A 13132-nucleotide genomic window follows, 5' to 3' on the forward strand; every position below is an offset into this window, starting at 1 on the left:
CCGATGCTACGGAACATCCGGACAGATGTCTTGCACGTACGTCTCGCACACATGATTTAGACGCTAGTACTAGACAAGCGTCTGACACGGTCGTACTGTCATCCCCATGACCGCAACCACCGGCCGCGCAGGCCGTCGCGAATGGATCGGCCTCGCCGTCCTCCTGCTTCCGACCCTCGTCCTCACCATGGACATGGGCGTGCTCTTCTTCGCCGTCCCGTACATCTCCACCACGCTGGCGCCGAGCGGCACCGAGCAGCTGTGGATCATGGACATGTACTCGTTCCTGCTGGCCGGGCTGCTGATCACGATGGGCTCGCTCGGGGACCGGATCGGCCGCCGCCGGCTGCTGATGATCGGCGCCGCCGGCTTCATCGGCGCCTCGCTGCTGGCCGCCTACGCCGACGGCGCCGGACAGCTGATCGCCGCCCGCGCCGTGCTCGGCGCCGCCGGGGCCACCGTGATGCCCTCCACGCTCGCGCTGATCCGCAACATGTTCCACGACGCCAAGCAGCGCCAGATCGCCCTCAGCGCCTGGGGCGGCGTCCTCACCGCCGGTGCCACCCTCGGACCGGTCGCCGGCGGCCTGCTGCTCGACCACTTCTGGTGGGGCTCGGCCTTCCTGATCGCCGTTCCGGTGATGGCCCTGCTGCTGATCGCCGCCCCCGTCCTGCTGCCCGAGTACCGCTCCCCGCAGCGCGGCCGCTTCGACCTGCCCGGCGCCGCCCTCTCGCTGGCCGCCGTCCTGCCGCTGGTCTACGGCGTGAAGACGCTCGCCGTCGAGGGCTGGAGCCTGCTCCCGGCGCTGGCCGTCCCGGTCGGCCTGCTGTTCGCCGCCGGCTTCGTCCTGCGCCAGCGCACCGCCGCCGCCCCGCTGCTCGACCTCGGCCTGTTCCGGATCCGCGCCTTCAGCGGGGCCATCACCGTCAACGCGGTCGCGATGTTCGCGATGATGGGCTTCACCCTCTTCACCTCGCAGTACCTGCAACTGGTCAAGGGCATGAGCCCGCTCACCGCCTCGCTCTGGTCGCTCGTCCCCAGCGTCGGCGTGGGCGCCGCGGTCGGCGTGAGCTCGGCGCTCGCCGGCAAGGTCCGGCCCGCGGCCCTGATGGCCGGCGGCTTCCTGACCGGCGCGGCCGGCTTCGCGATGATGACGCTGGTCGGCGCGGACTCCCCGCTCGCCCTCATCCTCACCGCCGCCGGCGTCCTGGCGGCCGGCACCGTCGGCACCATGACCCTCACCGCCGAGATGGTCGTCTCGGCCGCCCCGGTCGAGCGGGCCGGCGCCGCCTCGGCCACCTCCGAGACCGCCGTCGAGCTCGGCAGCTCGCTCGGGATCGCCCTGCTCGGCGCGGCCGGCGCCGCGGTCTACCGCTCCCGCCTCGACGGCGCGCTCCCGGCCGGTCTGGACGGCGAGGCCGCCCGCACCGCCCAGGACACCCTCGCCGGCGCGATCACCGTCGCCGCCCGGATGCCCGGCCGGGCCGGCGGCGAACTGCTCGACACCGCCCGCGTCGCCTTCACCGACGGCCTGCACGTCGCCGCGGTCGTCGGCCTGGTCCTCGCACTCGGCGCGGCCCTGCTCGCCCACCGCCTGATGTCCCACCTCCCGGCCCGCCCGGCCGAGCCCGCCGAGCCCGTCGCCGAGGCAGCAGCGGCCTGACCTCCCGCCCGATCCGGCACTGCGCGTCATCAGGAGTCCCCGACCCGGGCCGGGTCGGGGACTCTCGCCCGTCTCCGGGAGCCACGGCCCGGCGGTCCACGGCCCGGCGGTTCCCCACCCGCAACCGCCACCGTGCCCCGTGACCCTGGAGCGCCTCGACGCCCGGCCGCGCGGATCGGCTGCGCGGGAGCGGGCGGCCTGCCAGGCTGCGGGCATGGCGCAGCATGCCGACCACGAGCGGGTCCGGACGAGTTACGACAGCGTCGCGGCGGAGTACCGCGACCGGATCGGGGGTGAGCTGGCGCACAAGGCGATGGACCGGGCGCTGCTCGGGGCCGTACTGGAGTCGGCCGCCGGCGGGCCGGTGGCGGACGTCGGGTGCGGGCCGGGCCACATCGCGGGGTGGCTGGCGGAGCGCGGGGCGAGGGTGGTCGGGATCGACCTCTCCCCGGCCATGGTGGCGATCGCCCGGCAGGAGCACCCCGGCGCGGAGTTCCGCGAGGGCGACCTGCTGGCGCTGCCCGCGGCGGACGGGGAGTTCGCCGCCGCCGTCGCGCTCTACTCGGTCATCCACCTCGCCCCCGCCGAGCTGGCGCCCGCCTTCGCCGAGCTGCACCGGGTGCTGCGCCCCGCCGGCACCCTGCTGGTCTCCTTCCACCTCGGCACGGAGGTCCGCCGGCTCGACGAGTGGTGGGGCCACCGGGTGGACGTGGACTTCCACTTCCTGCAGCCCGAGGCCGTCGCCGGCCTGCTGGCGGACGCCGGCTTCACCGTGCGGGCCCGCCTGGAGCGGGCGCCGCTGCCCGAGGAGGCCGAGACCCGCCGCGGCTACCTGCTGGCCCGCCGGAACGGGCCGGACGGGCGGGCCGCCGTCACGCCGGCGAGCCGAAGCGGGCGAGGCAGTGCCAGACCTTCTTGAGGTCCTGCGGGTCGTACCGGCCGGAACGGACGGCGTCACCGATGATCCGCGGGTCGAGGTGGCCGTCCTCGGCGACGGCGAGACCGAGGGCGACGAACTCCGGGCCGCGGTAGTCCGGGTGACGGCGGAGCTCCTCGGCGGAGAGCCGCACCCCGGGGTGCCACTCGACCGGGCAGGGCAGCCGCCGGGCCTGCTCCTCGACGGCGGTGCCGCGGTGGCTCGGGTCGAGGACGAGTGCCTCGACGTCCCGGTCGAGCCGGACCTCACCGTGCACCTGGGTCTCGATGTAGTCGTCCAGCAGGTCCGCGGAGTCGGCCTCGGCGAGCGCGACGAGGCCCATCCGGTCGGCGACGCCGAAGTCCGCGGGCTCCAGGAAGCTGTCGGGGTAGCAGAAGGAGGCCCGGGCGAGGGTCTGCCCGGTCAGCCGGAAGTGCGCGGAGCCGAACCGCGGCGCCGCACCGAGCGGCCTGCGGCGGAAGTCGAGCGCACCGTAGACCGGGCGTTCCGCGGCCGGGGCCGCGTCGTACGCGCCGCCGAAGATGCGGCTCTCCCAGCGCCACCGGTCGCCGCCGGGGTGGGCGGTGAGGCCGCCGTTGCTCGTCCCCGTGACGAACTGGGAGCGGTAGACGCCGTCCTCGGCGAGCGCCACCAGGATCGGCCGGCCGCCGGCGGACCGGTCGGGGTGGAAGTTGAGGGTGACGCGCAGGGCCGGGTCGAGCGGCGGCCCGGCGGACCGGTCCGCGACGTGCCGCAGCGCGCGCTCCTGCGAGGTCCGGGATGTGGCGGTGCTCATCGCGGCAGTCTCCCGGACGACCACCGGGCGGCGCACCCGAATTGGTGCCGGGCAACATCTGCTTTTTGACCAGCGTTTCCCGGCCGGTGTATACGTTCGCCTTCGCGGCCAGGCATACTGGCCAGGTCGGGCGCTTTGCCCTCCTGTGACTCTAGAAGAGAAGGGACCGGTGGCCAGGGATGCTGCGGAACGGTCTTGAGCCATGGCACCTCCTGGTGGTGCTGGCTGTCGTTGTCCTGCTGTTCGGATCCAAGAAGCTGCCGGAGATGGCCCGTGGCCTCGGCAAGTCGATGCGCATCCTGAAGGCGGAGACGAAGGCGCTGCGCGAGGACGACGCCCCGGCCGACGCGGCCGCCCAGGGCACCGCGCAGAGCACCGCGGCCCCGGAGCAGCCGGCCGCCGAGCAGGCGCGCCCGGCGGTCACGCCGACCCATGTGACCAAGGCCACCGAGGCTCCCCGGCCGACCACCTCGGCCTGAGTCCCGCACGCTTTTGACGAAGCCCCCGCCGGTACCGGCGGGGGCTTCGTCGCGTACGGCGCCCGACTGGCCGTCCCCTTTGATCCGTTGTCTCCTGGTTTGCACCGACCGGAGGAAACGGAGTTGAGGCATGCCGACCCATGATCAGCCCGGCGAGCCGCCCGACGACGACGACGCCGGCGAGCCCCCGAAGCCGCCGGCCGGCCGGCCCGCGGACCGGCCGGCGGACGCGGACCGGCCCACGGACCAGCTCGCCGAGCTGCATGCCCGCCTCGCCGCCGTCGAGGCCCACGAGGCGCGGCTGGCGGCCCAGCTGAGGGAACGCCCCGCGCAGCGCCACCGCGTCCGCTCGGCCTTCGCCGTCCTGCTGGTGCTGGTGGCCTGCGTGCTGACGCCGCTGAGCGTGGTCGCCGTCTGGACCAAGTCGCAGATCACCGACACCGACCGGTACGTCGCCACGATGGCGCCGCTCGCCCGGGACCCGGCCGTCCGGGCCGCCGTCACCAACCGGGTGACCGACGAGATCATGAAGCAGATCCCGGTCGAGTCGCTGCTGGACTCCGTCGCACCCGACGACCGGCCCCGGCTGAACACCCTGATCGGCCCCATCAGCCAGGCCCTGACCAGCGGGCTCACCGGCTTCGTGCACGGGCAGGTCGAACGGGTGGTGGACAGCGACACCTTCGCCACCATCTGGACGGAGGTCAACCGGAACGCCCACGCGGCCATCGACAAGATGCTGACCGGGAGCGGCGGCGGCGCCCTGGAGATCAAGAACGACACCGTGGTGCTCGACCTCGCGCCGCTGATCGACCGGGTGAAGACCCGTCTGGTGGACAACGGGCTCTCGATCGCCTCGAAGATCCCCGAGATCCACACCGAGTACACGCTCGTCCAGTCCGACGCCGTCCCCAAGGTCCGCACCGGCTTCCGGCTGCTCCAACTGGTCGGCTTCTGGCTGCCCGTGCTGACCGTGGCCTGCGCCGTCGCCGGCGTCCTGCTGGCCGTCCGACGGCGCCGGGCCGCCGTCACCGTCGCCCTGGGCATGGCCGGCGGCGCACTGCTGCTGGGCATCGGACTCTCCGCCTTCCGGGCGATCTACCTGGACAAGCTCCCGGCCGGGGTGGACCAGGCGGCCGCCCAGGCGGTGTACGACACCCTGATCCGGTACCTCCGGTCGGCCGTCCGGGTGGTGATCGCGCTCGGCCTGCTGGTCGCGCTGGGCGCCTGGATCAGCGGCAGCGGGCGGCGGGCCGGCGCCGTCCGGGGCACCTGGCGGGCCGGGCTCGGCGCGGTGCGGAACAGTGCCGAGGGGGCGGGCCTGCGGCTCGGCGCCGTCGGCCGCTTCGTGCACCGCTGGAAGGGCTGGCTCGCCTGGGCGGCAGTGGTGGGCGCGGTGCTGGCGTTCGTGCTCTGGAGCTACCCGACGGTGCTGGTCACGCTCTGCATGGCACTGGTGCTGCTGGCGGTCCTGGCGGTCCTGGAGCTACTGGACGAGCCGGGCGGGCCGGGTGCGGCGGCCGGGCACGGGAGCGGCTCACCGGCCTGAGCGGGAGCCCGCCGCCGGGTGCGCCGGCCGGCGGCGGGCCGGCGTCCCCCGGTCGGCGCACCCGACGGGCGGCGGGCCGCCCGCTCCTGGAAGCTGGGCGCCATGTGCAGCGAACCGACGCAGCCGGCACCGCGGCCCCAGGTCGACGCACGAGCCTGGCTCTCCCTGCTGGCCTCGTTCACGCTGCTGATGGTCGCGTACTTCACCCTGCCGCTGCGCTACTTCGGCGAGCACCGGCCGGTGGTCAGCTGGCTGGTCTTCGCGGCCGCGCTGACCGGCCTCAGCGCGCTGCTGCTGGCCCGGATCATCGACATCCTGCGCGGCACCGGCCACCACCCGGGGGTCTGGCTGGTCTTCCTGATCTGCCTCGCACTGACCGTCTTCGCCGCGACCTACTACGTCCTCGGCGCCCAGCCCGACGAGTTCATCGGCCTGAACACCCGGCTGGATTCGCTCTACTTCACCATCGTCACCATGGCGACCGTCGGCTACGGCGACATCACCGCCTCCGGCCAGGCCCCCCGGCTGGTGGTGATCCTGCAGATCGTCTACAACTTCGTCTTCCTGGCCGCCGCGGCCGGCGTGCTCAGCCGGCAGGTCCGCAGCGGCGTCGAGAGCCGTGTCCGGCAACGCGACTGACGGCGCGGCCGACGGCACCCCACCGGCGGGTCGGCGGGCCCGGCCGCAGCTCACGCGGCCCGGCCGTGGGTGGTGTCGATGACGCAGAAGCGGTTGCCGTCGGGATCTCCCAGCACTCTGGACTAGTAGTTCTGGAGTAGCAGCGGCATGGGTACGGCAACGCTGGTCAGGAGCACGTCTGCGGGTCGTGGGAAGTCGGTGCGCTCCACGGAGAGCATGAACCATGACACCAACCTTCTGGCCGGGACGGTGTTCACCGAGACCCTTCGGGGTGTCCGGTGCGTCCGGCTCTCGGTACTGACTGACGAGACCACCAGCCCGGAACGGCAACGCGACGCGTGCGACCACGTAGCCGGTGAACTGCACGTCGACTTCGGCCAGGCCGACGCCCTTCGAGAGGCGGTCGACCTTGACGTCAGCGCGTCGAAGACGTCGCCGTGGGAGCGCCCGCAACTGGCCGGCTGGCTGAACGATCCCAGCACGTACGACGCCCTTGTCTGGTGGCGGTTCGACCGCGCGATTCGGTCCATGCAGGACATGTACGCGCTCGCCAACTGGGCACGCGAGCACCGGAAGGTACTCATCTTCGCCGAGGGGCTCGGCGGGGGTCGGCAGGTCTTCGACTTCCGCAACGCCATGGACCCCATGTCCGAACTCCAGCTCTTCATGTTGGCGTTCGCCGCACAGTTCGAAGCGCAGAGCATCAGCGACCGCGTGAGCGGCGCCCAAGCCGCACTGCGCGCCATGCCCCTTCGCTGGCGCGGTGGCGGGCGTCCCACGTACGGCTACATGCCCGCTCCCATGCCCGAGGAGTTCGGGGGCAAGGGCTGGACCTTGGTGCCCGACCCGGACGCCGTGGCGGTCATCGAGCGCATCGTTCGTGAGCTGCTGGAAGGCAAGTCCCTGTCCGCAATTGCGGCCGGACTCAACGCTGATGGGATCCTGAGTCCGCGCGACTACTGGGCAGCCAAGATGGGTCGGGAGAGGGGCGGGAAGACCGGCGGCGCCAAGGGAGCCCATGTCGTCCAGGAAACGTTCAAGTGGACGCCTGCGGTCCTCACCCGGATGCTGCGCAATGAGGCGCTGCTCGGCTGGAAGATGCACAAGGGCAACCCGGTTCGCGACGATCGGGGAAACCCGGTCATGCAGACCGAGACGCCGATTCTCACCCGCGAGGAATTCGACCAGATCGGCGCCGTCCTGGACGGGCGGGTCAAGGGATGGTGTGTGCAGCGCACGGACACCAACGCGCTTCTCCTCGGCATAGTCCACTGCATCGGGTGCAGCGGCCGGATGTACCTGAATCCACAGAACACGACCAGGAATCACCCCAGCTACGGCTGCGGGCACCACGCCCGGGGAGTCAAGTGCGCCGCGCCCTCATACATCCGGGCCGACTGGGTGGACGAGTTCGTCGCCTCCGAATTCCTGCGCCTCACCGGCGCAATCCAGACCAGGACCACGGTCACGATTCCCGGCTACGACCCCGAGCCCGAACTGAAGGCGACCGCAGCCGAGTTCGCCGCTCACCTCAAGCTCCAAGGGCAACAGAAGTCCAAGCACGCCGCCGAGGAGTGGAAGAAGCGGCATGACGCACTCGACACCCGCATAGTCGAGTTGGAGTCCCGAGAGAAGACCGAGCCGCAGACGATCGTCACGGAGACAGGGCGCACCTACGCGGATGAATGGGGTTCCGCCGACACGGCCGAGCGCCGCGCAATGCTGGTGGCCGCCGAAGTCCGGCTGAACGTTCGCCGGGGCACTCGGGGCGGGTGGCGAAGGCTGGATGTCCGACGCGTCGACTTCAGCATGTCCGATGAGCTGGACCCGATCGTGGAAGAGCTTGACGCGATCTCGCGACAGTTGGAGTCCGACGTCCGTGGGGACCTCCCGGCGCCCCGCAGCAAGATCCGACCGGTGGCCCTCATGGCCGCCTGACGCCCCATTCAGCCCCGGCATGGCCCTGAGCCTGCCGGGGCTTTCCTATGCCCTCAGATGGCTGCCTAGGGCCTTCCAGCGTGGTACGCGAAGGCAAGTCTGCCTCGCCAGCGCTGGGAAGTCTCTGCGCTCTCAAGGGTTCCGAGACAGTTGTTACTTATCTCTAGTGCTGTGTCCCTATTTCCCCAAATGACATAAGAAAACCTATAGAAAAACAGAGATCTTGGGACACGCCATCGGCAATTCCGTAACGACCGAAGGGAGCGGGGCCCATGGGGTACTACACGTGGGAGAGCGGGCATCGTCGCAGCGACTGTGAGCACTGCGGGCGCTCGCTGACCGGACGGCAAGAGAGGGTCTGCTCGCCTGCCTGCCGCCAGGCGCTCAAGCGGGCAGCCAAGCGCACGAGGGAACATCTTTACGGGCTCGACTGCCCGCGCTGCGGAGACGCGTTCAATCCGGTGAACCAGCATCAGAAGATGTGCAGCGACTGCGCCAGGGCAGAGCGTGAAGCCGCTGATGAAGCCCGCTGGGAAGCCGTCTGTGGGCTCGACGGATGCGAGGACAACGCCGGATGGATGGGGGACGGCCGGCCCCGGCGCTACTGCTCAACTGCCCACAAGCAGAAGGCATATCGACTGCGCCGGAAGGTGGGGAGCTAACGACAAAGCCCTCATTCGCGATCACCTACTGACGGTAGTAGGTGGCGGGAAGTCCTTGCGCTCTAGGTCACGTACAAACGCCAGCACTGGAAGGGGGTTCCCATGTCACCTGCGCTGACACCCGATACGGGCGTCCAGAAGAGGGCAGTACCGTTCGGCGTCTCGCTCCGAAGCTCCGGGGGCGTCAACACAATCAGCGGGTATGCCATTCGGTTCGACGAGTTGAGCCACGACCTCGGAGGGTTTCGGGAGCGGATCTCATCGACCGCGTGGAATCCGGCAACGGACCGGAGCGATGTCCTCGCCACGTTCAACCACAACGTGGACCACGTCCTTGGCAGGCGTAGCTCAGGGACACTCCGTCTTACAACAGATCCGTCGGGGGTTCGCTACGAGATTGATATCCCGAACACGCAGGCCGGCCAGGACGTCGCCGAATTGATCCGGCGGGGCGACGTGATCGGCAGCTCGTTCACTTTCCGAGTCAATCCGGGTGGACAGGAACGTGCCAGCGATGACGACCCCGAGACCGGTCTTCCGGTCCGGGTGATCACGTCGATGACCGTCTATGAGCTTGGCCCGGTTACCAGTCCGGCCTACCCGACGACGACCACGAGCGCCCGTTCTCTGGGTGCCGCCTATCCGCTGGAGAGCGAGTTCCGTATGACCGACGCACCTATCCGAACCGCAGACGGCTTTCTCCCAGTGAACCGGCGCACCATCCCGAACGGGTCTCAGTGGACCGCCACGGAACCGGCAGCGCTGTGGGTCAACATGATCGGGCCGAAGTCTCGGTTCCTGGCGAACATCCCGGCGTCGAACAAGCTGACCATGCACGAGCCTTCGATGATGCTCCCGGCGATCAAGACCGTTGACGGCGGGTATGTGGATGCCAACACCCCGATCCCGGAGACGAGTACCGATCTGCCCTCCCGGACGTGCTGGGCGACCAAGTTCGGCGCGCTGGAGAAGGCTTCGTCCGAAGTCCTTCAGGATGCCCGTCCGGATCTCGTCGCAGGTATCAACCAGTCTCTTGCGCTCGCCATGGCGCGTGGGCTCGACAAGGGGCTGTTCAACGGCGCCGCACCGGCCGACCCGAACGACCCAAGGCGGGTAACTGGCCTTCTGGCTCAGGGAGTTACCAAGAACACTGCTCCGTCCGTTGCCGAGATCAACGCCGCTCTCAAGCGCATGGAAGGCTCCGGCGCCGAGGGCACCGTTCTGTGGGTTGATCCGGTGGCCGCCGAGGCGCTTCGGGCGGAGATCCCTGCCGCCCAGTGGACGGAGGGAATCTACGGGCTGACCCCGGTCGTCTCGCAGTACCTACCCGCCAACACGGCTGTTGTTGCGGACAGTTCGCGGATCTTCGTCGGACTGCACAGCGATATCTCCATCACGGTGTCACGAACCGCGCCGGAGGCATTCACCCAGGACCACGCGCTGTTCCGCGCACTGGCCCGCGTGGCTGGCGTATGGGTGCAGGAAGCCACGTCGGTGCAGATCGTGAGCGCCACGCTTCCGAGCAAGGTCCCGGACCTTCGGGTGCTCGCTGACCAGTCGGAGCCGTACCTGAACTCTCCCGAGATGCTTGCCGCCCAGGAGCAGCAGCACGCGGAGGAGCTTGCCCGCCTTCGAGCCGAGCCGAGCAAGCGCGTCACGGTGGCAGCACAACAGCTCTCAGACGATCAAGCCCAGCGGCTCCGCGACCGCCAGCAGCAGGCACGGGCGCGGGCACAGCAGTGATGACGGCGAGCAGGGGTAGGGAGGTGTCCTGGACATGGGGGTGCTGAGGAAGGGGGCGTCCTGTCTCGCCAACCTGTACCGGTGGCGTGGCCGGCCACCACATCGTGAGCCACTGCTGACGGAGATAGCCTCTCGCCTGGCCGAGATTGGGCTCAGGCAGGTGCCGATGCGCTGTGAGCGGTGCGACCACACAGGCCCGGTGGCTGGTCTCGTACTGGCGTGGACGACGCCGATCCGCAGCGGCGGCAGGCGAGAGCACCGCAACGTCCACGCGTCGTGCCGAGGGTGTTGGCGTGACACGGGCCGGACCGACGGCTTGCCCGTCCTGGAAGGCGCGAGGATTCACCGGGGTCGGACTCCGAAGTCGGACACAGTGATCATCTGCCTCTGAGGCGGGAGCTTCGGTGAGGCGGCGGGCGGGGTGCTTCAAAAGTTCGCAGGCTTGCCGCTCAGCGATCCCGGTTGCAGCTCGAAACACGCGCCCTGGGTGTGGGTCCGAACCCGTGCGCCCCCAGCGATCAACTGCGTTGCCGCGTAGGCGAAGCCGTGCTGAGAGGCCCGGAGAAAGGCACCCTTCAAGGGGGTCGAAGCACCCGCTAGCAGGTGGTCAAGGTGACAGCAGGAGCGACGAAGCCCCTCGAACGCCGGTGCCAGCGAGCAACAAAGCGAAGGACCCCAGGGCCATCCCCTGGGGTCCTTTTTGCGTTCGGGGGGCAGTTCAGACGGTGCCGAACTCCCCAGCGGCGACGCCCTGAAGGAACGCGGACCATGCGGCGGGGGAGAAACCCAGCTCCGGCCCGCCCCGGTCCTTGCTGTCCCGCACGGGGACGACCTGTTCGGCCTGACCGACGTTGGTGGCGACTTCAATGCACTGCCCTCCGTCGCCCTGGGAGTACGAAGCCGTCTTCCACTCGCGCGGGGGACGCCAGTTGACGGCGATGGGGCTTATTGGTGTCACGTTGACTAGCTCCCTCATGGCGCTCGTAATGAACCGGACGGAGTCCTGGGCGGACAGGGCCTCTGCCCGAAGCCGATCATAGGCCCGGATGTGCCGCTCTATGGTGGGCGGATCGTTGACGGCATGGCCCCGGCTCATGCTCTCCGAGTACGCCCATCGCTCGCTCTCTGGCAGCTCAAGCAGTGTGAAGCCGCCGGTCGCTCCGGTCTTCTCTCCCAACTCGAACGGTGCTACTTGGATGACCACGTTGGGGTAGCACCGGGGGACGTTGATCAGGTGGCGCAGCTGCTCGTGCATGACGATCCGACCGCCCACGCGTTGGCGAATCACAGCTTCGTCCAAGACGACCACCAGGAAGGGGCCAGTGGGGGTGAGGAAGCGGGCTTGACGGCGGATTCGTGCAGCCACCCCACGGTCAATAGCTTCTTCGCTGTCGAGCGGCTTGGCGAACCTGAACAGCGCTCGGGTGTAGGCCGGTGTCTGAAGAAGGCCGGACACTCGGTCGGTGCTGTACTCGCGCACCTGGGTTGCCCGTGCTTCAAGTCCGGCAAAGAACTTGAACCAGTCCGGGTGGTCGGGCGCGGTTGTCCAATCGACGTCATCCCAGGCGGCAACGAGCTGCCCGCCAGTATCAAGTAGGACGTCGCAACGTTCGGCGAAGTCCCTCGGCGGCTGTCTCTCCAGGGACTCGAACTTCCGGACGTAGCTGTCGTCGAGGTTGAGCGCTCGTGACAGCGCGGCGCCAGAACTGTAACCGGCACGGAGCCGCAGGTTCTGAAGCAGCCATGCCCATGCCTCGGGGGTGAGTGTTCGTCTTGCCGCCGGTCGTCCCGCCATGCCGCCCGCCATTCAGGACAGGGAACCCTGTCTCGCATCCCATTCAGGACAGTAGATCTGTCGTGCCGTCAGGTATACCCCTCTGCCTACCCGGTGTCGTTGGCTGGATACCGCACAGCGACGACGGAAGGCGGCGGCGGTGGGCACCATCTACACCCCGAAGCAGAACGAACACGTGCGCGACCAACGAGCCGACCGCATCGGCGAGTACATGGGTACGTACGGCGGACTGGTCCACCTGCGGCCGCCCGGCGGTGGGTGCGAGTGGACCACCGCCCCGGACCGGATCGAGCCCCTGAAGCGGGGTGTCGACCTTGAGCCGGCGGACCCGAACGGGGCGCCCCCGCGACCGGCGCTGTGATGCGCGGCCAGCACTCATGGAAGGCGCAACGGCACCCCTCAGAAAGGCGCGGACGTGATCGGCGGTTCCCCCACCTGCCCGTGCGGCAACCCGGTCGAACTGACCGGAGCAGAGACGGACGACATCCCCGAATGGCGCTGCTGCTGTGGCCGGTTCGGCTTCCTGCTGCCGCCGGACTACGCCACGCGGCACCCCGAGGAGACGTCCGTTCAGGTCTGCGGACGGAAGCCCAAGCCACGTCCGCGTGAGGTCCGCGTGGAAGTCGTCCCCGCCGTCGGCTACGAGCTGGAGATCGAGGGGGCGTTGCACATCCCGTTCGTGTCGGCGGCCGACGTAGAAGAGCACTTCGAAACCGCCGTTGCCGACGCGGTCCGCCGGAACCTGTTCATCGCCGACGATGTACCGCTCGTGCTGCTCGTCACGGACGAGTTCGAGGAGCTTCGGCGGATCGAACAGGCTGCTGCACCGCCTGAGTAACACCCACAAGACCCCCGTCCCGGGCGCGAAGCAGTCATGGGGAACGCGTTCGGGACGGGTACCAACGTCCGGCACGTCACGTGACAGTGTCCGCCGGATGACCCCCTTGCCGGT

General features: G+C 69.7%; 11 protein-coding genes. 9 read left to right on the forward strand and 2 right to left on the reverse strand.

Translation table 11 applies throughout. From position 1 onward, the window contains the following. The first annotated feature begins 106 nt into the window (after positions 1-106). Positions 107-1663, forward strand: coding sequence for an MFS transporter (locus OH807_RS18975; protein WP_406200247.1), 1557 nt, complete (start codon positions 107-109; stop codon positions 1661-1663). Between the two features lie 214 nt (positions 1664-1877). Continuing rightward, positions 1878-2582, forward strand: a complete 705-nt coding sequence (locus OH807_RS18980; protein WP_406200249.1) for a class I SAM-dependent methyltransferase — start codon at positions 1878-1880, stop codon at positions 2580-2582. On the opposite strand, the gene OH807_RS18985 is transcribed toward OH807_RS18980, so the two are convergent. Further along, positions 2536-3375, reverse strand: a complete 840-nt coding sequence (locus OH807_RS18985) for a DUF3626 domain-containing protein (protein WP_406200251.1) — start codon at positions 3373-3375, stop codon at positions 2536-2538. The genes OH807_RS18980 and OH807_RS18985 overlap by 47 nt on opposite strands. Positions 3376-3554: 179 nt before the next feature. Here OH807_RS18985 and tatA point away from each other — a divergent pair, with 179 nt between their 5' ends. The 5 genes from tatA to OH807_RS19010 all read left to right on the forward strand — a co-directional run bounded on the left by tatA (position 3555) and on the right by OH807_RS19010 (position 10385). Beyond that, entirely contained in the window at positions 3555-3854 is a 300-nt protein-coding gene (tatA, locus tag OH807_RS18990) for a Sec-independent protein translocase subunit TatA (protein WP_406200253.1), read from the forward strand. Between the two features lie 130 nt (positions 3855-3984). Continuing rightward, the gene (locus OH807_RS18995) at positions 3985-5403 is read left to right on the forward strand and encodes a hypothetical protein (protein ID WP_406200255.1); all 1419 of its coding nucleotides are present in this window, start codon (positions 3985-3987) and stop codon (positions 5401-5403) included. A gap of 102 nt (positions 5404-5505) precedes the next feature. Beyond that, positions 5506-6042, forward strand: a complete 537-nt coding sequence (locus OH807_RS19000) for a potassium channel family protein (RefSeq protein ID WP_406200256.1) — start codon at positions 5506-5508, stop codon at positions 6040-6042. 216 nt (positions 6043-6258) lie between these two features. Further along, entirely contained in the window at positions 6259-7980 is a 1722-nt protein-coding gene (locus OH807_RS19005; protein WP_406113269.1) for a recombinase family protein, read from the forward strand. Between the two features lie 764 nt (positions 7981-8744). Beyond that, a complete protein-coding gene (locus OH807_RS19010; RefSeq protein ID WP_406200258.1) occupies positions 8745-10385 on the forward strand; it encodes an HK97 family phage prohead protease in 1641 nt (546 codons plus the stop codon). A 718-nt stretch (positions 10386-11103) separates the two neighbouring features. On the opposite strand, the gene OH807_RS19015 is transcribed toward OH807_RS19010, so the two are convergent. Further along, on the reverse strand, positions 11104-12192 hold the full coding sequence (locus OH807_RS19015; protein ID WP_406200260.1) for a Scr1 family TA system antitoxin-like transcriptional regulator: 1089 nt from the start codon (positions 12190-12192) through the stop codon (positions 11104-11106). A 127-nt stretch (positions 12193-12319) separates the two neighbouring features. On the opposite strand from OH807_RS19015, the gene OH807_RS19020 reads away from it, so the two are divergent. After that, positions 12320-12541 carry a hypothetical protein gene (locus tag OH807_RS19020; RefSeq protein WP_406200262.1) on the forward strand — a complete coding sequence of 74 codons (222 nt, stop codon included), beginning with the start codon at positions 12320-12322 and terminating at the stop codon, positions 12539-12541. A gap of 54 nt (positions 12542-12595) precedes the next feature. Further along, complete coding sequence (locus OH807_RS19025; RefSeq protein ID WP_406200264.1) at positions 12596-13018, forward strand: hypothetical protein; 423 nt, start codon at positions 12596-12598, stop codon at positions 13016-13018. Positions 13019-13132: the final 114 nt, after the last annotated feature.

Origin of the sequence: Kitasatospora sp. NBC_01560, from assembly GCF_045208415.1 — a bacterium.
Taxonomy (GTDB): Bacteria; Actinomycetota; Actinomycetes; order Streptomycetales; family Streptomycetaceae; genus Kitasatospora.